General features: G+C 45.8%; 21 protein-coding genes. 6 read left to right on the top strand and 15 right to left on the bottom strand.

What is annotated here, in order from left to right:
* Positions 1 to 5: 5 nt before the first annotated feature.
* The 5 genes from QMA01_RS00720 to QMA01_RS00700 all read right to left on the bottom strand — a co-directional run bounded on the left by QMA01_RS00720 (position 6) and on the right by QMA01_RS00700 (position 5048).
* A complete protein-coding gene (locus tag QMA01_RS00720) occupies positions 6 to 797 on the bottom strand; it encodes an ABC transporter permease (protein ID WP_290214098.1) in 792 nt (263 codons plus the stop codon).
* A gap of 37 nt (positions 798 to 834) precedes the next feature.
* Positions 835 to 1848 carry a UDP-glucose 4-epimerase GalE gene (gene galE, locus QMA01_RS00715; RefSeq protein WP_290214097.1) on the bottom strand — a complete coding sequence of 338 codons (1014 nt, stop codon included), beginning with the start codon at positions 1846 to 1848 and terminating at the stop codon, positions 835 to 837.
* A 186-nt stretch (positions 1849 to 2034) separates the two neighbouring features.
* Complete coding sequence (locus QMA01_RS00710; protein ID WP_290214096.1) at positions 2035 to 3432, bottom strand: S1C family serine protease; 1398 nt, start codon at positions 3430 to 3432, stop codon at positions 2035 to 2037.
* 335 nt (positions 3433 to 3767) lie between these two features.
* Complete coding sequence (locus QMA01_RS00705) at positions 3768 to 4169, bottom strand: hypothetical protein (protein WP_191713741.1); 402 nt, start codon at positions 4167 to 4169, stop codon at positions 3768 to 3770.
* 327 nt (positions 4170 to 4496) lie between these two features.
* Positions 4497 to 5048, bottom strand: coding sequence for a divergent PAP2 family protein (locus QMA01_RS00700; RefSeq protein WP_191713740.1), 552 nt, complete (start codon positions 5046 to 5048; stop codon positions 4497 to 4499).
* 271 nt (positions 5049 to 5319) lie between these two features.
* Here QMA01_RS00700 and QMA01_RS00695 point away from each other — a divergent pair, with 271 nt between their 5' ends.
* Both QMA01_RS00695 and QMA01_RS00690 read left to right on the top strand, forming a co-directional pair.
* Positions 5320 to 7986 (top strand): YfhO family protein, encoded by a 2667-nt coding sequence (locus tag QMA01_RS00695; protein ID WP_290214095.1) that lies wholly within the window; start codon positions 5320 to 5322, stop codon positions 7984 to 7986.
* A gap of 59 nt (positions 7987 to 8045) precedes the next feature.
* Entirely contained in the window at positions 8046 to 8480 is a 435-nt protein-coding gene (locus QMA01_RS00690; RefSeq protein WP_191713738.1) for a GtrA family protein, read from the top strand.
* Between the two features lie 41 nt (positions 8481 to 8521).
* Here QMA01_RS00690 and QMA01_RS00685 read toward each other — a convergent pair whose 3' ends face one another.
* From QMA01_RS00685 to QMA01_RS00655, 7 genes are all read right to left on the bottom strand, one after another.
* The gene (locus QMA01_RS00685) at positions 8522 to 9220 is read right to left on the bottom strand and encodes a DUF998 domain-containing protein (protein WP_191713737.1); all 699 of its coding nucleotides are present in this window, start codon (positions 9218 to 9220) and stop codon (positions 8522 to 8524) included.
* Positions 9221 to 9365: 145 nt separating this feature from the next.
* Complete coding sequence (locus QMA01_RS00680; RefSeq protein WP_290214094.1) at positions 9366 to 10514, bottom strand: S8 family peptidase; 1149 nt, start codon at positions 10512 to 10514, stop codon at positions 9366 to 9368.
* 154 nt (positions 10515 to 10668) lie between these two features.
* Positions 10669 to 12345, bottom strand: coding sequence for a glycerol-3-phosphate dehydrogenase/oxidase (locus QMA01_RS00675; protein ID WP_290214093.1), 1677 nt, complete (start codon positions 12343 to 12345; stop codon positions 10669 to 10671).
* A gap of 283 nt (positions 12346 to 12628) precedes the next feature.
* The gene (gene glpK, locus QMA01_RS00670; protein WP_290214092.1) at positions 12629 to 14131 is read right to left on the bottom strand and encodes a glycerol kinase GlpK; all 1503 of its coding nucleotides are present in this window, start codon (positions 14129 to 14131) and stop codon (positions 12629 to 12631) included.
* A gap of 18 nt (positions 14132 to 14149) precedes the next feature.
* Positions 14150 to 14983, bottom strand: a complete 834-nt coding sequence (locus QMA01_RS00665) for an MIP/aquaporin family protein (RefSeq protein WP_191713733.1) — start codon at positions 14981 to 14983, stop codon at positions 14150 to 14152.
* 177 nt (positions 14984 to 15160) lie between these two features.
* Entirely contained in the window at positions 15161 to 15706 is a 546-nt protein-coding gene (locus QMA01_RS00660) for a glycerol-3-phosphate responsive antiterminator (RefSeq protein WP_191713732.1), read from the bottom strand.
* A 33-nt stretch (positions 15707 to 15739) separates the two neighbouring features.
* Entirely contained in the window at positions 15740 to 16015 is a 276-nt protein-coding gene (locus QMA01_RS00655; RefSeq protein WP_191714473.1) for a YciI family protein, read from the bottom strand.
* Positions 16016 to 16320: 305 nt separating this feature from the next.
* On the opposite strand from QMA01_RS00655, the gene QMA01_RS00650 reads away from it, so the two are divergent.
* Complete coding sequence (locus QMA01_RS00650) at positions 16321 to 17031, top strand: MBL fold metallo-hydrolase (protein WP_290214091.1); 711 nt, start codon at positions 16321 to 16323, stop codon at positions 17029 to 17031.
* A gap of 73 nt (positions 17032 to 17104) precedes the next feature.
* Here the strand turns inward: QMA01_RS00650 and QMA01_RS00645 are convergent, their stop codons facing one another.
* Together QMA01_RS00645 and QMA01_RS00640 are read right to left on the bottom strand one after the other, a co-directional pair.
* Positions 17105 to 17650 carry a GNAT family N-acetyltransferase gene (locus tag QMA01_RS00645; protein ID WP_203339201.1) on the bottom strand — a complete coding sequence of 182 codons (546 nt, stop codon included), beginning with the start codon at positions 17648 to 17650 and terminating at the stop codon, positions 17105 to 17107.
* Positions 17651 to 17719: 69 nt separating this feature from the next.
* Entirely contained in the window at positions 17720 to 18364 is a 645-nt protein-coding gene (locus QMA01_RS00640; protein ID WP_191713729.1) for a flavin reductase family protein, read from the bottom strand.
* A 407-nt stretch (positions 18365 to 18771) separates the two neighbouring features.
* On the opposite strand from QMA01_RS00640, the gene QMA01_RS00635 reads away from it, so the two are divergent.
* The 3 genes from QMA01_RS00635 to QMA01_RS00625 all read left to right on the top strand — a co-directional run bounded on the left by QMA01_RS00635 (position 18772) and on the right by QMA01_RS00625 (position 22044).
* Positions 18772 to 20304, top strand: coding sequence for a glucosyltransferase domain-containing protein (locus QMA01_RS00635; protein ID WP_290214090.1), 1533 nt, complete (start codon positions 18772 to 18774; stop codon positions 20302 to 20304).
* 121 nt (positions 20305 to 20425) lie between these two features.
* Positions 20426 to 21601, top strand: coding sequence for a DUF2157 domain-containing protein (locus tag QMA01_RS00630; RefSeq protein WP_290184225.1), 1176 nt, complete (start codon positions 20426 to 20428; stop codon positions 21599 to 21601).
* Positions 21598 to 22044 (top strand): GDYXXLXY domain-containing protein, encoded by a 447-nt coding sequence (locus QMA01_RS00625; protein ID WP_203339198.1) that lies wholly within the window; start codon positions 21598 to 21600, stop codon positions 22042 to 22044. Before QMA01_RS00630 ends, QMA01_RS00625 begins: the two co-directional genes overlap by 4 nt.
* Before the next feature lie 59 nt (positions 22045 to 22103).
* Here the strand turns inward: QMA01_RS00625 and QMA01_RS00620 are convergent, their stop codons facing one another.
* On the bottom strand, positions 22104 to 22808 hold the full coding sequence (locus QMA01_RS00620) for a CpsD/CapB family tyrosine-protein kinase (RefSeq protein WP_290184222.1): 705 nt from the start codon (positions 22806 to 22808) through the stop codon (positions 22104 to 22106).
* Between the last annotated feature and the right edge of the window lie 2 nt (positions 22809 to 22810).

The following is a 22810-nucleotide window of genomic DNA, read 5'->3' as shown; positions in this document are numbered from 1 at the left end:
AAAAATTACAAGGTATCCAGGAAAATAGGCTTCATCCGTTTATGCAGGTAATTTCCTAGCAGGAAAAAGACGAGAACCAGGATCCAAAAGTATAAAGTATACAACGGCTGCTCCCAAAATCCGATGTCATAGAAAAAGGAATCCCTGTAGCCTTGGACGACGTAGTGGAACGGGTTGATTTTGATGATCCACTCATACATGCCCAAATTGTCCGCTGACCAAAAAATAGGCGTCATCCAAAAAAGGAAAACCAGGATGGTGTCGAGAAAACGCCCGAAATCCTTGCTTACAGCTACCAATGGAGCAGTCACCGAACCGATTCCCAAAAGCAGCATGACAGCCGCAAAGTCGTAATAAATCAACTGGAAGTTATAGAGCGAAACTGTCTGAAGCGATAAAGCCATCAACACGAATATCACTGCCAATAGGATCAAATGGATGTAATACGAAAATAGAATCTGCACGGCCGGAAGAATAGCGATGGGAAAAGGCGTATTTTTGATGATCGATCTCTTGCTGCGAAACGATTTCTGCGTCAGCCGAAATCCATCGTTCAGGAGAAACCAAGCCACCATTCCAATCGCCAGCCAAGCAAAAAAAGGAGCGCCATTCACTGGACCACCGGCTCTCGCTCCAATACTGAAAACAAACCAGAAAACTGCAATGCGCATCAGCGGATTGACAAGCCCCCAGACGAAGCCCAATAGTGTGCCTGCGTATTCTCTTTTGATTTCCTGAATGGAAAGAGACTGGATCATTCCTCTTTTTCTCCACATTTCTTTATAAATATCGAACATAATTCTTCTCCTCTGCAGCTTGCGTATAAATAATCGCCTATTGCGTGAAGCCGTCAGGATTTTGGACCTGCCAGTTCCAGGAATCCCTGCACATCTCCTTCAAACTTTTTTCTGCCTGCCACCCCAACAGCTTTTTGGCTTTTTCCGGATTGGCGTAACAGACCCCAATGTCTCCGGGTCTTCTATCGGTTATTTGGTAAGGAATCTGTTTTCCTGTCACATCATTAAAACTATTGACGATCTCCAATACGCTGTAGCCTGTTCCAGTACCAAGGTTGAACGTTTCTACTCCTTCGTGCTTTTCCAGATACTCCAGCGCCTTAATGTGCCCCTTCACCAAATCCATGACATGGATATAATCACGGACACCGGTCCCGTCGTTTGTCTCATAATCTCCGCCGAATATCTTCAGTTCCGGCTGCTTGCCGATTGCCACCTGCGTAATGTAAGGAATCAGGTTATTGGGAATCCCTCGTGGATCTTCTCCCAACTTTCCGCTTGGATGAGCTCCGATTGGATTGAAGTAGCGAAGAATCGCAATACGGATTGAAGGATTGGATAGAGCAAGATCGCGCAGTATTTCTTCAATCATCAGCTTCGTTCGTCCATAAGGGTTGGTTGCAGATAACGAAAACGACTCTTCAATCGGAACACGCTCCGGAAGACCGTAAACAGTGGCGGACGAACTGAAGACCAACTTCTGGACGTTATGCTTCAGCATCATTTCGCATAACGTTAATGTACCGCTAATATTATTGTGGTAATAGCTGAGAGGCATTTCAACCGATTGTCCGACAGCTTTATATCCGGCAAAATGCATAACAGCTGAAAAGTCATACTTAGAAAAAATATCATCCAAGGCCTGTGAATCCAATAAATCCACTTGATGGAATGCAAAATCTTTACCCGTCATTTCTTTTATGCGGTCAATGGATGCTTTCTGGCTGTTTGACAGATTATCCACCACTACCACTTTATAGCCATTCTCAAGCAGTTCTACCGTGGCATGGCTGCCGATAAATCCTGCTCCCCCTGTGACAAGTATCGTCATATACATCCCTCTTTTAAAAGTTTTTTATAAATTAGAATTTTTAGTTAATTGATTCCTTTACTATTATACTTCAAAAACTTCTATTCGCCACCTAAACATGAGACTTTTTGCTTTATTTCAAATAAAAAAAAGTTGCTCATTCGAATCCCAGGATTCAAACGAACAACTTTAGCTTTACTATTCCCCTTACTCTTTGTTAACAATATCCGATACATAATAGAATCCATACTCATCCATTACGATGGTGTAGGTTTTGCTGCGTTCCTGTACAGACCAGACACCAGCTGTATCTTTAAAGTCGAATGCTTCTTCTGTATGCACGAGGGCATGATCCTCAAAGATTTCAATGCCTGAGATGTCCAGCTTCGTAAAGTTGAACTCTCTTCCTTGTCCAGAGATATCGGTGATGTATTCGGCAATGCCGTTGTAGATATCACTTTGGTAGACAAGAAGGTTCTGCACGTAGAAGAAATCTTCTTCTTTCAATGCCGTTTCGTAATAATAACGGAAATCGCCGATGAACTCGCTTAAGTTGGTTTCATCGAATTTCATTTCCAAGTCAACATCGTATTCATAATCTTCGTCTTCGTAGCCGCTGAAGTCGTCATACGCCTTAAACATTGCTGCAACATCTTCTACAGCCATTGGCGACGCTACCCATTGCGATAATTGGTCGTACATTGAATACATCGGAATAGAGAAACCGATCGAGTCGCCTTCTTCAATCACCAACGAGTTGATGCCGATCACTTTTCCTGTTGTCGCATCGACCAATGGGCCGCCGCTGCTGCCAGGCGCAATTTTAGCATCGATTTGATAGATATCTTCGTAAGTGAATTCCTGATAGAAATCACGGTCCACTCCAGTCAAATAACCGATGGAAGCCGTATTTTCTAAACCTGCCGGGCTTCCAAGTGCTATGACTTCAGTGCCCACATCAGTTGCTCCCATTTCCACTTCCAATGGCGCAATGCCTTCGAATGCTTCCACGTGGATCAATGCGATATCGGATTCACCAGAAATGCCGACAACCGTACCCGGGTGATCCTGTCCATTGATATTGCGGACCACTACATCAGTGAATCCTGCAACAGCATGGGCATTCGTGACAACCATACCTGTGTTTGAAAACAAGAATCCGGATCCTTGTCCGCCTTCAGTCAAAACCGTATAGACTTTTTGCTGAGATTCTTTGATGATCGCTGTCTTTTCTTTTTTCTTCGGTTCTACTTTTTCAGGTTGCTCAGAAGGCGGAACAACATTTTCCACCTTGGTGACTTTGCCTTCAACCGGTTCTTCTGCTGGCACGGTTTCTTCAGGTTCTTCTACCTTTTCCACTGTACCGGGTTCGATTTTCGGTTCTTCTTTGGCTTCTTCTTTCGGTTCTTCCTTAGGTTCTTCTTTTATCTCAGGTGCCGCTTGTTGTGTCTCTTTTTCAGGTTGCTCTTGTTTCGGCGGCTCTGCTTGTTCTGGCTCATCCCCCAAGAACTGTGCTGAACCGATTCCGACGCCAAGTAATGTCAATATCAATACGGTTGCATAAATGAAGCTGCGTTTTTTTTGCTTTCTGTTTCTTCTTTGCATGAATTGTACCTCCTGATGGACTAGCAAAAATCCCCTTAATTTCTTCCATTATAAACCTTATAACGTCAAACAACTACTCAGGGTTGCAAGATGTAATAAAGTCTTCGTATTTGTAATAAATCTATCTATTCAGAAGGTAATATTATCATAGATAGCAGATTTACACTCACTAAAACCATCGAAATGTAAAATATTCTTAAATAGAGAGTACACTTAAGTTTTTCCAAACAGTATAATTGAATTAGCAAAATACTATTTTCAGGAAATTAGAATCGAAAAGAAAGCGCAATTGTCGCCATGACAATTGCGCTTTTTCTAGTTTATTGATTCATCTGCTACTGCACATCAATTCCGTGAATCTGCTCTTGAATCAGCAATAGTTCTTTGAAGTTAGCGTTTACAGCCGGAGACATTTCCTCAATTTCATGAGACACCGTGTTTAATTGATGGATCAGCCCGTCCAATGTGGACTGGTAGTCTTGATATTGTTCGAAGCTGATGGTTTCTTCGCCATCCAGTTCTTCAATCAATGACTGAAGGTCTGCTTCCAATTCTGCTAGCTGTTGTTCGTAGGGGCCTAACCTTTCCAAAACTCCTGCACCCGGTTCGTAGGCCAGTTTTTGTTTTTCAGATGCTGGCGCGTTTGTTGCCACGTATGCTTGCGTGTCCACTTGCGTCGTCAAAACAAATCCAAGGGCGAATACAGGAACTGACATTTTCAAAAACGAAGTCTTCAAATGATCTTCCTCCTTCAAAATGATTAGGCGCTACACTTAGCTTATACCATATGCCACGCATCGCAATCCTTTATCCGGAGTCTTTAGAAACTCTTAATCTGTGCTTAACAATTGGGGCGTTTATTGACGAGGAAAGGTGTTGGGCGTTTGAGGTGCGCTCTCGGGGCTTTGAGGTGCGCTTGTCGGGTTGTGAGGTGCGCTCTTGGCCGTTTGAGGTGCGCTTGTCCCGCCGCGAGGTGCGCTCCCAGCCCGTTGAGGTGCGCTTGTCGATTTTTCTGCTCGAATAAACAAAAAAACAGCCATTTCCCAAAGGAATGGCTGCATTTTTTAATGGGATCGTGTCAATCGGCGGCTGCGTCCGTTGTGGGGCAGACGTTTTTTGGAACGTTCTTCTTGTTCTTCGATTTCACGTTCACGGTTTTCAATCGCTGCGGAAACCAGTCCCAGGACGGTCCCAAAAGCAGCGCCTGCTAATACTTCAACTGGCTGATGGCCAAGCAATTCCTTCAATTCCTTTTCACGTTCCACAAACTCAAAGCTTGGGAACTCTCCAGAAAATTTCACGAAGCTGTCTTCCAAGTCATTGACCAAACGCGCAATCTCGCCGGTATGGCGGCGGATGCCTTGTGCATCGTACATGACGATAACGCCGAATACGATGGCCAATGCCGTTTCTGTATGACGCGCTCCTTTATTGGCAGCTACGTACGAAGCCAGTGCCGATACACCGGCTGAGTGGGAACTTGGCATGCCGCCTGTTGTAAAGGCCTGCTTCCAATCCCATTGTCCTGTCACCGATTTATGCGTGACGATCTTTAAAGCCTGCGCCACTCCGATTGCTCCTAATGAGGTTATCATTCCCCGGTTCATTTTTCTCATCTGCTCATCCTCCAGTTTCAGCTTGGCAACCACACAGTTGCCGTTCAATATACTTCTTTACCCATTATCGCAGCAGAATATGTAAAGAGAGGCCTATATAATTTCAAGTTTATTTCTTAAGCCTGTCCAATACCATAAATTCACTCTTTCCAGATAAATATATTGAATTTTCAATAAACTTTATCGATAAATTAATCAGACTCCTGTATATTGGAAGAAATGCCTGATGGCACTTTGTACCCGCTATATTTTTAATCGAGGTGTTCTACGAATGGCAAAAAAAATTGACTATCAAGTGATTATTTTAACACTCCTGGTCCTGTTCATGGGCACCCTTATTTTTTTTCGGATTCCTGTCAATGGCTTTCTCTATATTTCATTAGGCGGCGACCCTTTCAATCAATATATCCACTTCTTCAACTTGTTCCACGACCTTGCCAGAAGCGGAGAAATGCCTTTTTGGTCCTGGAATTACGGTCCGGGCGGCAGCTTTTGGAATGACTTCGGCTATTACATGCTGGGCGATATTTTCATCTGGCCCCTCCTGTTGCTTCCTAAAGCCTGGTTCCCCTTATCCTTTATTCCTATGGCTATCTTCAAAATTTTCCTCATCAGTTTAGGAACCTATCTTTTACTGAAGAAATTGGGCGTCAATAAAAACATCGCTTTGATAGGAGGGATTGCGAATAGTTTTGCATTGTTCAACTTCGATCACTTCTATACCCATTATTTTTTCTTGAATGCGACGGTTTACTTTCCGTTCATTCTTTTGGGATTCGAGCGGTTTTTATCCGCCAACAAACCGGCAGTGCTCTTTGTTGCTTTGTTCTTGGCGAGCATCAGCAATTTCTATTTTCTCTTCATGATTACGCTTGGCCTTTTTTTCTACAGCGGGGTCCGTTATTTTGTTGCCAGCCATTCCGAAAAGACCGTAAAGGCATTTCTTTTTTTCCACTTTCGATTAGCTACGCTCTATTTACTGGCACTCGGAACCGCTATGGTCATTCTGTTGCCATCTGTATACAGCTTATTTCAGTCCAACGCCTTCTACCGGGCAGGACAGCCAATCGAAGATGCTTTATTGACTTTCAATGAAGTGATCCAAAAACTACTGTGGCAAGGCGGCATCAATTTTGTCGTTCTTCTGGCACTCCCTCTTTTTTTCATCAACGGCTTCAAAAAACGTTTTCTGATTTTGGGATTTGCAGGGGTTCTGCTCATTTTCATGTTGATGGTCCAGCAACTCAATTCGCTGCTGGGCGGTTTCAGTACACCGGACGAATTCAGGGCATTGTTTGTCTTCAACCTTTTTTTCATCATGCTTTCAGCCGTCGCTTTAAATGAAATGAACTTTAAACAAGCTAAAAACAGCATCGTGCTCATTTTTTTTTCACTATTAATCTACCTTTGGCTTGATAAAAATCCGTTTACCCATTACGGTAATGTCATCAAATTCATGCCTTTAGCTTTCGCAATCCTATTTATAGCAGGGCAATTCGTTTCGAATAGACGGCTAAAAGCACCCGTTTTTTCATTTTCAGCGCTGGCGATCCTGCTCTATAGTTTGTTGCTGCCCTTCAGTTTGGTGAACGATCTGATCATGAAATCCGAAGGTGAGGAACTTGAAGAAACACATAAAGGGGTTTGGGGCGTGTTGTCGCTCATGAGCAAAGACGATTACAAAACTCATTTTGATAACGATGAAATCAAAAAGGAGCTTGCACAACTTAAAGAAGATAAAGATCTTTATCGAATCAACATCAATTATCCCGGCGTATCCGGCTATAACGCCTCCATGAGCTACGGGTACCGGTCATACCTTACCTATCAATCTCTAGCCAAATGGAACTTGCAGAAGTTCGAAATGGACTATTTGGCAACTGCAGGAACGCGAAGATTGAATGTGGTCAACGGCTTTCCAACCAACACGTTTCTGAATACCCTGCTAACTAATAAATACACGATTTCTTTTGCTGAGCCTTATAATCTTTACGGCTACGAAACCATTTACGAAAATGAAAATATCGTCATCGAGGAAAACCAGTTCTCCTTGCCTATCGGTTTTTTATACGAAACAGCTATGCCGATTTCTGCAGTGGATGACACAAGGGATCCCCTGCTCGATGAACGGCTGCTGAGAAATGCCGTACTGCCGGATGATGTTTTCAATGCCTCGGGTCTGGACTCAGACGAATCTACCGCTTCTCAAACTATCGGCTCTTTGGCAGACGCTGTTTTTGACGATGAGACGCAGGTGGAGACCCGGGCCGATGGCGTCTGGGTGGAGTCTGATACCCCCATTGAATTAACCATTCCTGTTCAAGACCACACGCTTTCCGAACTGACTGTTTATGCGGATGTCCTTCCTTATACAGAAAATGAAGGATTGACAATCAAGGCTGCCAGCAATCTTGGCGCCAGTTATGTTCTCCAAAAGAATATGCGCAACAACCATTACGAAGTTGACCAATACACGTATATGGAAGCCAAAAATCAAGTGCTGTTCCGTTTTGGAATGGACTCGGAAACGGAAGCCATTGCATTGACCATCCAACCTGGCGAATTTTTAATCAAGGATATCCAGGTGACTGCTGCAGATTATGGAACTTATGAAGAAATCATACGGGATTATCAGAACAGCAGCTTGCAGGACATCGATTACGGCAATAATTACGTCAATGGCCGTTATTCGGCAGAGCTGGATGCGGTTTTATTTTTATCCATTCCCTATTCACCAGGCTGGAAAGCAAATATCGACGGGCAACCGGTCGATACGTTCCCTGTCCATTCAGCCTATACCGGAATACTTGCCCCTTCCGGTGAGCACGCAATTGCGTTAAGATATAAACCGGAAGGATTCACGGCTGGTTTATTCATTTCCATCATCAGTTTTCTCGGAGCCGTTTTCCTGCAGATCCGCAAACTAAGATTCAGCTAATAAAAACTTCCGTGGGTTGTTGAACCTTCATCACATCAGTAGAAAGAACGGAGATTTCAATGAAAAAAATTTTAACCAAAGATTGGCGCAGCATCCTTATGTACCTCATCATGGGTGGCTGGACCACTGTCGTCAATATCGTCGTCTATTGGATTTGTGAAGAGCTGTTCCACCTCGATTACCGCATTTCAACCACGATTGCCTGGGTATTCGCCGTCGTTTTCGCTTACGTCGTCAACAAGCGTTTTGTCTTCAAAAGCGTCACTAACACTTGGCGCGACCGCTTTGCTGAAATGGGTTCGTTTTTCGGGTTCCGTGTCTTGTCGTTTTTTATGGATCTGGGCACCATGATGGTTTTAGTCGGGTTGTTGAGCATCAATGGCACCATATCAAAAATCCTGGCCAATGTGATTGTGTTGGTCGCGAATTACATCTTCAGCAAGAAATTCATCTTTAAAGACCGTTCAGCTCCAGCAGCGGAAAAAGTTCAATAAGCCTCAAAATGCCGGACAGGATATTTCCTGATCCGGCATTTTCATGGTTCTTTGTAAACTTCCACAAGCCCCATCCTCTTCACTTCCATATCGATGATTTTCGGCAGCCGGTAGAGGTAAAGCGACAGCACGAAAGTCCATAGCTGAAGAGTGAACACGGTCACACGTTCAACCAGCCCGGCATAGGGCAGATCATAGTTCAACACAATCGGAGTCGCAATTCCCGCTAAAACAATTACGACGGCACAGACCAGTGTAAATACCCCGATCCCCTTGAAATTCTTAGTGAGCCAGAGGCCGTAGCCGATGGCAAACAATGCACCCACCGTCGCAATCACAACGATGGCTGTAATGGCCAAATGCATAAAATTCCCGAAGGTCAGTACTTCCCCTCCTTGCTCCAACGGAAATAAACCATAACCCACCAGCGAAGCCGTATGCATAGTCAGCAGCAGAAGGGCGCCAAATCGGGCGATTGCGTCCACTTTGTATTTACGGAAAAGCACATAAAGCGCAATTGAGAAAAGAACTGCCAGAATGCCATAGCCCAGTGTAAAGATCCTTAACATTTCTGCATCGGGTGCACCGTTTCCTGTCAGTTCGCTGATTGTCTGTTTTACATGGCTATAGCCAACCCATAATACGCCGCCCATGACCACGTGGGAAATATAAACGAGCGCAGCAATTGCGCCGCTTAACGCAATGAATTGCCAGTAGTTTTTTTGTGTTCCGAATTTCATATTTTCACCGCCAAATTTATTTCTGAATATTCTATCATTATACACTTTTTGGAACAGACTTTCCCATTTCCAAAGCATCATTTTAAAGTTTGACAGAAAAAAGCTACATGGGGCTTTCCTCAAGAAAGACTCATGCAGCTGCATTTTATTTCTTTAACGCTTTATTGGCATTGACGCGTCCATGCCCGTAAACATCATCTCTGCCTGCCTTCCCTAAATCATCCGAAGAAGAAAACAACCGCTTTTCGATTTCCTTATTGCTGAGGGATGGTTGATTGGCTTTGATCAATGCTGCCACACCCGAAACGATCGGTGTCGCCATGGAAGTTCCGCTCAATGGACCGAATTGATTGGAAGGCAATGTGGAATAGACATCCACTCCTGGCGCTGTTAAATCAACAGTCGGCCCTTTATTGGAAAACAAAGCGCTGACGTCTGTACGGGTCACTGCACCGACTGAGATAACATTATTTAAAGAAGAAGGATAATGGGCGTTACGCGTTCCTTCATTTCCTGCGGCGGCCACAATGACGATGCCCCGTTTATGTGCTTTTTGGATTACTTGATCCAAAGCTTCACTGTAATAATACGAGCCCAAGCTCATATTGATGATGTCGACATTCGCTTTGATGGCATGTTCGATGCCGTGAATCAAAGTAGAGGTGTAGCCGTATCCACTTTGATCAATGACGTCGATTGGCATAATCTTCGTCGACGGCGCTACTCCCGCTCCCCAAATCCCATTGCCTGCTGAAGCGGCAATCAGACCCGCTACGTGTGTTCCGTGCTTGCCTGCAGTGATGGTGCCTTTTTTCTTGCTGAGTGCATCGTAAGGAGCGACAAATTGTTTTTTCAGTTCCGGATGCGTCACATCCATGCCGTCATCAATCACCGCTACGACCACTTTTTTTGAGCCTTTGGTCTGCTTCCATGCAGCAGCTGTCTGAATTTGTGTATGATGGTATTGCCGGGTAGCCAATTCGGGGTCCTTCCGTTTATAGGCAAGTTCAATCTGGTAATCCGGTTCGACAAATTCGACGTCGTCCCGTTCTTCCAGTTCTTCCATGTAGTTCTCCATGGATTCACCTTCCGGCACTTCAAATGCTGCGGTCTCCGCTTCTCCATTTTCATCACTAGCCGCCACATCGGCCGCTGCGATTCCTGTTTGGGCCCCTTCTTTAAACTTTACAATCACCCGCTGCGGATCTGCTTCTGCAAAAGCTTCATTGCCGTTACCCATAAATGCCGTGAACACCAACAGCAAAGTTGTAAAAATACAGATGATTTTCTTCATAACTATTCCCCACCCCATCGTTTTATAGTCTGAATATTATGTATAATAAGATATTTTTATTAATTATAAACCCTAAAAATTTATTTTCCAAGCTTATATGAAAAAAATCCCATCTGTTCTCAATCTAATGAGAGCAGATGGGATTTTATAGACATTAGTTTAAGCTTTGAGAAGATACTTCCACCGGATGGACGGCTTCGTAAAGCAACCCTTCCAATTCAGCAGTATAATCTCTCGCTTGTTCGTCGGTCCAAGCGAGCGTCTTGCCCATATAGGCGATGACCGCTTCTTTATGCGCATGCACCCAGTGGATGTTAAAGTACAAGGCACCGGTACGGCGAATAAAGAAATCGATCGGCTTGTAGGCAGCTTCATATTCCATCGAATAGCGCAGCATTGCGTACACCAGCGGATCAAGTCCAGCATGTGCCGCCTCGTCCAATCCAGCCGTGTAGAAGCGCAGAACGTTATCGACATTTGCGCCATACCGGTTTACCAGCATCCGCATCGCATCAGGAGTCAGCCCCATGCCTGCAGCTTGATTGACACGATCTGCCATAAAGGTTTCAAATCCTTTTGAGCCGCCTACTTCACCGCCTGAAATCGGCAAACGTTTAGTCGAGCTCTTCGGATACTTCGCGCCTTCTTCTTTCTGCAATTGCTCTGCTACCAAGTTGACGATGCTTTCGCCCATTTTGCGGTAGCCGGTCAATTTGCCGCCTGCAATCGAAATCAACCCTGAATCCGATACGAAAATTTCATCCTTCCGTGAAATCTCGGAAGGATCTTTGCCGTCTTCATGGATCAACGGACGCAACCCAGCCCAGCTCGATTCGATGTCCGCTTCTGAAATATTCACTTCAGGGAACATGAAGTCGATTGCTTTCAAAACATAATTGCGGTCTTCCAAAGTCATCGTTGGATGCGCAATGTCCTGTTTGTAGACCGTATCTGTTGTCCCTACATAAACTTTGCCTTGGCGAGGAATCGCAAACGCCATACGGCCATCCGGCATGTCAAAATAAATCGCCTGTTTCAATGGGAAGCGGCGGCCGTCAAAGACCAAGTGAATCCCTTTTGTCAGCTGAAGCGTCTTGCCGAATTTCGAATGGTCTTTGTCGCGCAATGTATCTACCCATGGCCCTGCTGCATTGACGATTTTCTTCGCGTACAGTTCGTGGATGGTGCCATCAATTTGGTCTTCCACTTGAATGCCGACTGTTTTGCCATTGTCGTAGATGAAGTTTTTCACTTTCGCGTAGTTCATTGCCAACGCGCCTTTTTCAACAGCTTTCTTCATGACTTCCATTGTCAGGCGTGCATCGTCGGTTTTGTATTCCACGTAATAGCCGCCGCCTTTAATGTCTTTTTTCTTCAATAAAGGCTCGCGGCGCAAGGTTTCTTCCTTGCTCAACATTTTGCGGCGCTCCCCTTTTTTGACGCCTGCCAAAAAGTCGTAGACGCGCAGGCCGACGTTAGTGCTCAAAGGCCCGAATGTCCCGCCTTTATAGAACGGCAACAGCATCCATTCAGGAGTTGTCACGTGTGGCCCATTTTCATAAACGATTTCACGTTCTTTGCCGACTTCAGCGACCATCTTCACTTCAAATTGCTTCAAGTAACGCAATCCGCCGTGAACCAATTTAGTGGAACGGCTGCTTGTCCCCGCTGCAAAATCCTGCATCTCCACAACCGCCACATCCATGCCGCGTACAGCCGCATCAAGCGCGATGCCCGCACCCGTGATTCCGCCGCCAATAACCAGGACGTCCAATTGCGCTTGTTTCATTTGTTCATAACGTTCGTTTCTATTCAAGCTTGAAAATTTCATAAGTTGATCTGCTCCTTTTTTGTGTGTAGGTTAAAGAAAATATGTTGATGCTTGATAGTGAAATCTCATTCTTTCTGATACTGCATCACTACCCTATTTTGTAAGGCGCTAAGCTGATTCGGATGACTCGAAGCAGTGTGGAAGGTAAGTTCTCACTCGGCTTGAATCACCATTTTCCCATATAAAAAGAGAGATCAAGGCACAGCTGCAGAATTTCTTCTGCAAAACTGGCTTGGTCTCTCATAGTCTCCGGCCGTATATCTCTCATTTATTAACTTGTAGGTTAGTTCACTGGTTTAAAAGTACGTGTTGCAGTTACCGCGTTTTTCCAGCCTTCGTAAAGCGTTCCGCTTTGTTCAGTCGGCATGTCGCGTGTAAAGGTCTTATCGATCTGCCATTGCTGGGCGATCTCCTCTTTGTCTTTCCAGAAACCGACTGCGAGTCCTGCCAGGTAAGCTGCACCCAGTGCTGTCGTTTCCTGGATCACCGGACGTTCTACTGGAACATCCAGGATGTCACTTTGGAATTGCATCAGCAAATCATTGCCGACCGCTCCGCCATCAACGCGCAAGGTCTTCAATTCGATCCCTGCATCTTCTATCATAACATCTACGACGTCTTTTGTCTGGTATGCGAGCGCCTCAAGCGTCGCACGGATGAAATGTGCTTTCGTCGTGCCGCGTGTCAAGCCAAAAACAGCGCCGCGTGCATCGGTATCCCAGTAGGGTGTTCCAAGGCCCACAAAGGCTGGAACCATATAGACGCCTTCAGTTGAGTCGACTTGCATGGCGTAGTCTTCGCTTTCCGGCGCATTTTCGATGACCTGCAATCCGTCGCGCAGCCATTGGATCGCTGAACCGGCAACAAAAATACTGCCTTCCAATGCGTATTCCACTTTGCCGTCAACGCCCCATGCCAAGGTCGTCAATAAACCGTGCTCCGATACGACGCCTTCTTCACCGGTGTTCATCAGCATAAAGCATCCTGTGCCGTATGTGTTTTTCGCCATGCCTTTTTCAAAGCATGCCTGGCCGAAAAGTGCAGCCTGCTGGTCACCGGCGATCCCGGCGATCGGCACTTGGTGGCCGAAGAAATGATAATCAACAGTGTTGGCATAGACCTCAGAAGACTGGCGGACTTCAGGCAGCATGCTCTTCGGCACTGTCAGGATATCCAAAAGCTCCTGGTCCCATTCCAAGTCGTAGATATTGTACATCAATGTACGGGATGCATTGCTGTAATCCGTGACGTGCGCTTTTCCGCCTGACAGTTTATAGACAAGCCACGAATCGATCGTTCCGAACATCAAATCGCCGTTGTCCGCTTTTTCGCGTGCGCCTTCCACATTGTCCAGAATCCATTTCACTTTCGTCCCGGAGAAATAGGCATCGATCAGCAAGCCTGTCTTTTTGCGGAACAATTCGTTTAAGCCTTGCTCTTTCAAGTCGTTGCAGATGCCATCTGTTTGGCGTGACTGCCAGACGATTGCTTTATAGATCGGTTTGCCTGTGTTGCGGTCCCAGACGACTGTCGTTTCACGCTGATTCGTAATTCCGATGCCGGCAATCTGGCTCGGGTCGATGTCCGATTTGCGCAATACTTCTGCAATACAAGCTAAAACAGACGTCCAGATTTCATTGGCATCATGCTCTACCCAGCCCGGTTTCGGAAAAAACTGTTGAAATTCCTGTTTGGCAGTTTCAAAAATTTCACCTTTGTGGTTCAGTAATACGGCACGCGAACTGGTTGTGCCCTGGTCTATGGATAAAATATAATCTTTACTCAAAACGATCTCCTCCAATGGTTATGAAACAATTTTCTCTTCTAATTTATCAGCGGTGGTCCGCTCTTTTTTCAATTCTACACTTGCTGCACCGAATAAAACCAGGAACAAGATTGCGCTCATGATCCAAAACGGCAACCCGTATGCACCAGTGAACAATGCTTTATAGAACAACGCTCCGTAAACGCCGCCGAAGATGGGTCCGATAACCGGTACCCAAGCGTATGACCAGTCCGATTTTCCTTTGCCAGGAATCGGCAGCAATGCGTGCGCGATACGCGGTCCGAGGTCACGTGCCGGGTTGATGGCATAACCCGTCGTTCCGCCGAGCGACAGCCCGATTGCTAGAATCAATGCACCAACAATCAACGGATTCAAGCCTTCCGTGAATTCATTGGCACCGATAAACAGCAAGCCCATGACCAATACGGCTGTGCCGATGATTTCGCTGACCATATTTGAAAATGGCCGGCGGACCGCTGGAATTGTCGCGAATACCCCAAGCTTCGTTTCTGCATCTTTGGTGCGTTCCCAATGCGGCAAGTAGTTTAAAAAGACAATCGTTGCCCCGATGATCGCCCCCAAAATCTGTGCGGCTATGTAAACGGGCACTTGCGACCAAGGAAAATCGCCTACAGCTGCAAATCCAAGTGTCACCGCCGGATTTAAGTGTGCTCCTGAAAAACTGCCGACCGCATAAACGCCCATCGTTACTGCCAATCCCCAAGCAATCGTAACGACGATCCAGCCGCCATTTTCAGCTTTGGAATCTTTTAATGCCACGCCTGCTACCACACCCGCACCGAAAATAATTAAAATCATCGTGCCGATCAATTCTGCTAAAAATTCCGTCATTGTCACAAACCCCTTTGTATTTTTTGAACCATTATCAGGAAAACATAAAAAGACCCACGCTGAACCAAGCGACTTCTCCATAAGAAGCGCTCGTTCCAGTGTGGGTCTCCATTTCTCCTACACAGTTCTTAACTTGTAAATACTAAGTTACCAGTTCATGAAAACGCTGTCAACGTTTTATAACTCCCAAAGTTCGGGCTGAGAAGTTGAAATTGCTTTGGCTCCACCATCATAAGCCAATAAAATATCTTCTTTTGTGCGGATCAACCCGCCGGCAATTACCGGAATGCCGGTTTTATCGAAAACTTCCTTGATAACGGATGGAATGATTCCAGGCAAGATTTCAATATAGTCCGGCTTCACTTGATTGATCAAGTTGATATTGTGTTCCAGCGCCTGGCTGTCCAGCAAGAATAGCCGCTGAATTGTCATCAAGTTATTTTTCTTGGCCAATGCGATGACATTGCTGCGTGTCGAAACGATGCCATCCGGTTTGACTTCCCTCACAAGGTATTCAAAGCCATAAGAATCTGTCTTCAGTCCCTGAATCAAATCGACATGAAGGATGACTTTCTTTTTGGCTTTTTTCGCGACTTGCACCAATTGCTTAAGCTGCGCCAAGCGGATTTCCAAAAAGATGATGTATTCGTGATCGCTCTTCAACAAGCGTTCAAATTCTTTCATATTACGCAAAACCGGCAAAACGCCTTTTAACTCATGCACCGAGTTTCCCCCTCAATCAAATTCCAGAATCCTTTACGGAGCTTCCTCCGCCCAAACGGCTTCCCATTCAAAAATTTCATATCGCCTGGCGCCTTCCACAATATACGGATCTGTAATGACCAGCGCTTCACAGGCTTCAAACGATGGAGCTTTGTAGATGACCAATCCGCCCGAACCGTCTGCAAACTTGCCATTGGCTGCCACATGTCCGCTATTGCGCATTTTCTCGAGAAACGCCAGATGCTGCGGCCGAAAATCCCGGCTCTTGTCTGCCTCTTTCATCGGCAATAACACGGCGAAATATTTCATGATCATGCCCCCTTTCTCCTATTATAAGGAGCACGCCCGAAAAAGTCTTTCATTGCCATCATTTCTATGGAAATCCGCGCGGAATTCCAGTTAATTGGATATACAGTCCGGCTTCATTCAAATACAGTCCAGATTGATGAAATACCGTCCAATTCCATTACCACACTGTCCAAACTCAAAAAATACTGTCCACGACGAATAAAACTCATTCCAACAGCCTAAACATCGGATGAACACCGATTTCAAACTCACAAACCGGGTAAACTGGAACTACTATACATTAATCGTTAAGGAGCTGGTTGGCTGTGCAGATGACGAAAAAAGGACCTGTCTATCAATTGACATTCATGCCCCGATTTTTCCCGGTTAATTGCTATATCGTCGACGAAGAAACGGAATTGACGCTTGTGGATGCTGCGCTGGGATTCAACGCAAAACAGATTTTATTGTCCATCAAGGTTATGGAAAAGCCGTTGACCCGCATCATCATCACCCATGCCCACAGTGACCATATCGGCGCGCTTGATGCCATTAAACGTGAATGGCCCGATGCCGTCGTCTACATGTCGCCACGTGATGCGCGTCTGCTTGCAGGCGACACGAGCTTGCTGCCTGGCGAACCTGATTCGCCGATCAAAGGCGGCGTTCCCAGAAACGTCAAAACACAGCCCGACCGCTTGCTTGAAGAAGGAGATTCCGCCGGCTCCCTGCAAGTGGTCAATACACCTGGCCACACGCCGGGTTCCATTTCTTTGCTGCACACACGCTCTCATTTCCTGATCGCTGGAGACGCTTTCCAAACACGCGGCGGCATAGCTGTTTCCGGTACATTTAAACCGTTGTTTCCGTTTCCGGCCTTTGCCACATGGAACAAACAAACCGCATTGGAAAGTGCCAAGAAAATCCGGCAATTAAATCCACAGCTATTGGCTGTAGGACATGGCAAGATGATCGACAAACCGCTTGATGCCATCGATTTAGCCATCATGGAAAGCGAGAAAAGCCTGCATTCCTAGCTGCTGATGAACAACAGCTATTTACACAAACTAAAACCGTTTGCCCGGCAATTCTCCGGGCAAACGGTTTTAGTCAAATGACTTTTTTGCGGCTCACACGCATCAGCATCACGGGCCTCGGTTCATCCAGTACTTCATCAACTTGCCGCGTCTTTTCAAATCCTGTTTTTTCGTAAGCACGGATGGCAACTGTATTCCGGATGTCCGGATCAGTGACGCAGAACTGGATTTTTGGATCTGTAAAAATGATTTCTTTCAGGAATTTTTGAAGTACTTTGGAACCGAGCCCTTTGTTCCGATAGCTTTTTGCGCCGATCAATATATCCAGACCGGCAGCTTTTTGCAATTCCTCGTATTTTTCATTGCCTGGATAATCACTCCAGTGATATGTCTGAATATAGCCGATGGGCGTCTCTTCGTAATAGATGATATAGGGCTTGGTCGAATCCTTGCCCTTGATGCTGGCTGTGAATTCCTGCAGAAATTGGCCATACGTATGGCCTTGTACATAACCCCAGAAGCGATTTGTTGGTGGTTCTTTAGTAATCCAATCATAGAGCTGCGGCAAATGTTCACGCCGCAATCGACGAAAACTGACTTTCCGTATATCCAAGCCCATCCCAACACCCCTTTCTGTTTTTCTAGAAAGAAAAACTGCTGTGCTTTATTCTATGCCACAAACAAAAACTCACGGTTTCATTGATTTGTCCACAGGCGTCTTCAAGATGTCTTCCAGATTTTCAGTCGGCAATGAAAAAATGGTTTCCACCGGCGCATAATTTCCGGCTAACCGGCCAATCGGCGCAAGTTTCTCCAAATTGATGCGGCCATTTTGATACAGCTCGTCTTTCACATGGAACTTGACCAGTCGGCCAATCACGAGATGGTCGTCCCCCAACTGGATGATGTCATGCAGTTTGCATTCCATATTGATGGGCGCTTCCAATACGCGCGGTACCGATACAGCAAGCGATTCCGTCGCCGTCAATCCCGCGTACGCAAATTCATCGACTTCACTCGGTACATGTTCCCCGCTTTTGGCCATTTCGTTGGCCAGCGATGCTGTGACAATATTGATGACAAACTCCTGGTTGTCCCGGATGTTCTGCAAAGTATCTTTGACCGTGCCCGCGCGTTCCTCCACCCCTTCCCCTACAGAAAATGCCAGCATCGGCGGATTTCGCGATACCACTGTAAAGAAGCTGAAAGGCGCTAAATTGGCAATGCCTTCTGGGGACAATGTCGACACCCAGGCAATCGGCCGAGGCACCACACTGCCGATCAATAATTTATAGTTTTGCTTGGCCGTCATATTCAGCGGATCGATGATCATTGCCGTTTCCCCCTTTAACAATCTCTATTGTTATTCTTTTCCCTTTTCGGACCATGCCGAACCTGCTTTCAATGCGAAAATCACCTTTCACATCCCACCAATCAGCTGTCTTTCGTTTATTCGATACTAGCTGATTGTATCCCTGTCTAGTTTTTGGAATATGGAAAATAAAAAGGCAGAAACCCCCGTCGTTTCAGGTTTCCAACTTGTTATTTACAAGATTAGGCTATTTACCATTTCAAAAGGTATTTGCCTCTCAATTTTTCTAGATCTCTTGATTTCACTGGCGCACTCTTCCGGAATTAAGAAATACTCTGTTTTACACATACAAAGTTTGCTATGATTGGAAATGGAATTTATTAACCAAATGCACGTAGAAATTTGTAAGAGATTAGGAGCCGATTGAAATGCCTGAAGAATTCATGTCGAAGTGGAAATCCGCAATCAAACCGCAATGGAAAACCGCCTTTCTATCTGCGGCCATCATCGGCTTTTTGTGCCATATGTTTGTGTTCACCAATACTCTTCCCAACCATGATAGCTTGGTCAATATGCACAGCCCTCAACTAAAAGGAGAGTCTGGACGTTTTTTCCTGTCTCCTGTCAGTGGCATCAGCTCCTATTTCGACTTGCCTTGGATCAACGGGACACTTTCTGTTTTTTATTTGGCATTGACCGCCGTGGTTTTAGCTGAGTTGTTCCAATTGAAAAAAACCTTTTCCATTGTGGCAGTCAGCGGTCTGATCGTTACATTTCCGACCATCGCTTCCACCTTTTCCTATATGTTTACAGCAGACGGCTACATGTTCGCTTCGTTGCTGACCGTGCTGGCTTTGCTCATCACCATCAAATACACCTACGGATTCATTGCAGGTTCCATCGTTTTTTACATAGCCGTAGGCGTTTACCAAGCCAACCTGCCATTCTTATTAACGATCGTAATCGTCTTTTTAATCAGTGAAATCCTGGGAAAAAACATCTCTTTCCAGCAATTCAAAAGCTACATCCTTCGCATCTTTGGAATGGGAGCCCTCGGCATGGCTTTATATGCCACCAACTTCAAATTCTATTCAAGTTTATTTGCCGGAACGATCACCAGTTACCAAGGGTTGGACTCGGTCGGCGAAAGCAGCGGCTCCTTTTTTGATGGTTTTGAACAGGTCCATGAGGCTTTCACGTTTTTCTTTTTCCGCGGATTCATGACAGACTTCCCGGTCCAGCTGTTTGAATGGTTGAACGCCGCCGTCTTCTTGCTGACCGCTATCGGATTTGCCCTGCTGCTCATTCAAAATCGCATATTCACCAATGTTCCCATGGCCTTAATTTCATTGGGGTTGCTGCTGTTGATGCCGTTAAGCTCTTATATCCTGTATTTTGTTTCTCCTGACGTGGTGTACCATATGCTGATGGTGCTGCCGCTTGTCGGTTTCTATCTGCTGCCTGTGCTTTTTTATGAACATCTCACCATTCCGACCGTAGCCGCCAAAGGGTTCTCTTGGTTAGCTGTAGTGAGTGCATTCGTTGTCGTATTCAATTTTGCCGTCATCTCGAACATTTCCTACCTCAACATGGAATTAAGATATGAAAAGTCCACTGCATTTGTAAACCGGCTGATCAGCAGAATTGAACAAACCGAAGGAGTGACGCCGGAATCGAAACTGGCGTTGATTGGCAGAGTTCAATTGGGATCCCCACTGAGCAAAGAGATCATCCCCCAAAGCATACCTAGAGTTATGGGTTCTTTAGGAGACAGCATCCTTCCGCTCCCTTACCATTACAACGCCATGATGAAAGGCCATTTTGGCGTCAATTACAAATTCATTTCTGAACAGGAACGCCAGGAAATTGCTGCTTCGCAATGGTTTGCAGAGATGGAGGCATGGCCATCTTCGAATGCAGTCCGCGTAATTGACGACGTAATCGTCGTAAAGCTTCAATAATGACACGAGCCGAACACGGGTAGAATCATCCGTCGTTCGGTTTTTTCAATCTCGTATCATTTACCTATCTAGCCTGATTATTTAGGGCTATAATAGAAGCAAATAGAATGGGGGGATTAACGTGGACACCGAACAAAAACTGAAACAATGGCAGGAAGCGGGATTACTGGATTCCGAAACTGCCGAACGAATTTCAGTATTTGAAAAACGCCAGCCTGCCCCTAAAAAGCTGCCGCTTCTTTTGATGATCGGCTTGATTTTCTTTTCACTGGCGATTTTCAGTTTTATCGCTGCCAACTGGCAGGCCATACCGGATTTGGCAAAAGTGCTGGTGATGCTTGCATTGATGTGGCTTTTCTATACCATCGCTTATTTCTCTGAAAAGAAAGCGTTTGGCTCTCCGCTTCTCTTCAGGGTGATTGGCCTTGCGATGTTCGGAGCTACATTACTCGTAGCTGCTCAGACATTCCACTTTCCGCTGGCAAACTCCTTGCTTCCATGGATCATGTTCTTGGCTGCGCTTGCCCATTATTTTTATTGGCGGAATCTCATCTATTCCGTCATTGGATTTTTCTTTGGCGCAACCGTTTTGCTGTCGTTTCTTCCCGATATCGGCTGGGTCGAATGGGTCCTCTTCATCGCCGTGGCCGTCACCTGGTTTTACTTCAGTAAAACTTTTGCCCCAGTAGCCTTCAGTTGGCTTCTGCTGTTCGCTTCGGGATTCATGTTGTGGGGGCTAGTGGAATACGACAGCCTGTTATGGCCAATTTGGACTTTGTTTGCACTCGTGCTCCTGCTATTGATCGTCCCAGAGAACAAACAACGACAGATTCGTCCATTTTATCTGTTGACAGCTGGCATGTTGCTAGTCATTTATTTGGCTGTTCGCGGACAGACGTTCATCAGTCTGGTGGATGAAAGCCATATGGCAGAAGCTATCGCTTTAGCAGCTGCCGCTTTCGGTGTGCTGGTATTGAGTTTTTTCAAATTTCGCTCACTCTTATGGATCGCCGTCCCCGGTCTCATCGGCCTGTTGCTGTTCGACGAAACCGCGATCGGTCTCGCAGTAGTTGCTGAATTGTCCGCTCTTGGATACCTGATTATCGCCCAGCGGCAAAATGAACCACTCGGACTCGGCTTTGTATACTTTATCGTTGTACAGTTTGTCATCTACATTATTTACGCTTGGGAACGGCTCGATATGTCGCTGTTCTTCTTGATTGGAGCCCTGCTGTTGTTCTTGTTATCAGCTATCGCCTGGTGGATCAATCGCCGGAAAGAAGGTGTAGAGCGATGAAATCCTGGATATTCCCGATTGCCCAAACACTCATCGTCGTCTTGCTGCTCGTGAGTTATTACGCCGCATCCTGGTTTGGCGAACAATATGTTCTGCGGGCCGAACCGTTTGACCCGTTTGATCCCTTTTACGGCGAATACGTCATGCTGCAATATCCAGATCTCAAATCGAGCGAAATCACAAACGACAGTTCCATCTATTTCACACTGAAAAGAGCGGAGGATGGATACGCCGTCATAGACCGCATCGAAAACGAGCCCTTCTTCGGAGCCATCACCGGATCTGTCTATGACGGCAGTGTCACCGCCCCACAATTGGAACAGTTCTATGTAGAACAAGGTACTGGTCCGGATCTCGAATCGGCCCGTGACTTGCAAGTGACCATTGACGTCTCCAGTTGGGGAACCATCCGCCCCATCGACTTACGGGAACGCACAGAATAAATGCATGAAAAAAGTTCAATCAGCCTTCTGATTGAACTTTTTTTGCTTTCAAATCTTCTTTATCCGTCTGCTCCATAATACTGTGCATAAGCAGTATCTTTCTGGACCTTCACGTTATTGATGACCGCTCCAAGCAACCGGGTTTTCGTGGAAGCCGTAATGGCTTCTTTTGCTTTGATGGCGTGGTCTCTCTCAGTCTTTCCTGAATTGATCACCAGAATGGTGCCTTCGCATTTATTCGCGAGGATGACGCTGTCTGTGACGGATAAGACAGGAGGCGTATCAAAAATCAACAAATCATAGACGTCCAATGCCTGTTCGAACAGCAGGTCCATATTTTGGGAGCTCAGCAACTCTGCCGGGTTCGGCGGAATCGGACCACACGGCAAAAGATCCAAGTTCTCAATTTCAGCTGGCTGGATTGCCACTTTTAATGCAATTTGACGTGCCAGCACATTCGACAACCCTCTGGAATTATTGATTTTGAATGTGTGGTGCATAGTCGGCTTCCTCATGTCGGCATCAATAAACAACACGCGTTTGCCTTCCTGTGCAAAGACAATCGCTAAATTTGAAGCTGTGGTCGACTTGCCTTCTGAATGGGAAGCCGAAGTAATGACCAACGAACGGATGTCTCCATCAGGTGAAGTGAAATGGATATTCGTCCGCAGCGTTCTAAATTGTTCAGATACGCGCGACCGAGGATTGGTGAATGCAATCAGCTTTCTATTTTCTACTTCAGACTTGCTCTTCTTTTTCACCATTC

The organism is Planococcus notacanthi (assembly GCF_030407825.1).
In the GTDB taxonomy this organism is placed as follows: Bacteria; Bacillota; Bacilli; order Bacillales_A; family Planococcaceae; genus Planococcus; species Planococcus notacanthi.
The sequence above is the reverse complement of the archived record's forward strand: the minus strand, read 5'-3'. Positions and strand labels throughout refer to the sequence as shown.

Bases quoted from the DNA above. Each gene is read 5' to 3' on its own strand.
- QMA01_RS00720 (WP_290214098.1), bottom strand. From the start codon at position 797: ATGTTCGATATTTATAAAGAAATGTGGAGAAAAAGAGGAATGATCCAG.
- galE (WP_290214097.1), bottom strand. From the start codon at position 1,848: ATGACGATACTTGTCACAGGGGGAGCAGGATTTATCGGCAGCCATGCC.
- QMA01_RS00710 (WP_290214096.1), bottom strand. From the start codon at position 3,432: ATGCAAAGAAGAAACAGAAAGCAAAAAAAACGCAGCTTCATTTATGCA.
- QMA01_RS00700 (WP_191713740.1), bottom strand. From the start codon at position 5,048: ATGAGAAAAATGAACCGGGGAATGATAACCTCATTAGGAGCAATCGGA.
- QMA01_RS00695 (WP_290214095.1), top strand. From the start codon at position 5,320: ATGGCAAAAAAAATTGACTATCAAGTGATTATTTTAACACTCCTGGTC.
- QMA01_RS00690 (WP_191713738.1), top strand. From the start codon at position 8,046: ATGAAAAAAATTTTAACCAAAGATTGGCGCAGCATCCTTATGTACCTC.
- QMA01_RS00685 (WP_191713737.1), bottom strand. From the start codon at position 9,220: ATGAAATTCGGAACACAAAAAAACTACTGGCAATTCATTGCGTTAAGC.
- QMA01_RS00680 (WP_290214094.1), bottom strand. From the start codon at position 10,514: ATGAAGAAAATCATCTGTATTTTTACAACTTTGCTGTTGGTGTTCACG.
- QMA01_RS00675 (WP_290214093.1), bottom strand. From the start codon at position 12,345: ATGAAATTTTCAAGCTTGAATAGAAACGAACGTTATGAACAAATGAAA.
- QMA01_RS00665 (WP_191713733.1), bottom strand. From the start codon at position 14,983: ATGACGGAATTTTTAGCAGAATTGATCGGCACGATGATTTTAATTATT.
- QMA01_RS00655 (WP_191714473.1), bottom strand. From the start codon at position 16,015: ATGAAATATTTCGCCGTGTTATTGCCGATGAAAGAGGCAGACAAGAGC.
- QMA01_RS00645 (WP_203339201.1), bottom strand. From the start codon at position 17,650: ATGGGCTTGGATATACGGAAAGTCAGTTTTCGTCGATTGCGGCGTGAA.
- QMA01_RS00640 (WP_191713729.1), bottom strand. From the start codon at position 18,364: ATGATCATCGATCCGCTGAATATGACGGCCAAGCAAAACTATAAATTA.
- QMA01_RS00635 (WP_290214090.1), top strand. From the start codon at position 18,772: ATGCCTGAAGAATTCATGTCGAAGTGGAAATCCGCAATCAAACCGCAA.
- QMA01_RS00625 (WP_203339198.1), top strand. From the start codon at position 21,598: ATGAAATCCTGGATATTCCCGATTGCCCAAACACTCATCGTCGTCTTG.
- QMA01_RS00620 (WP_290184222.1), bottom strand. From the start codon at position 22,808: ATGGTGAAAAAGAAGAGCAAGTCTGAAGTAGAAAATAGAAAGCTGATT.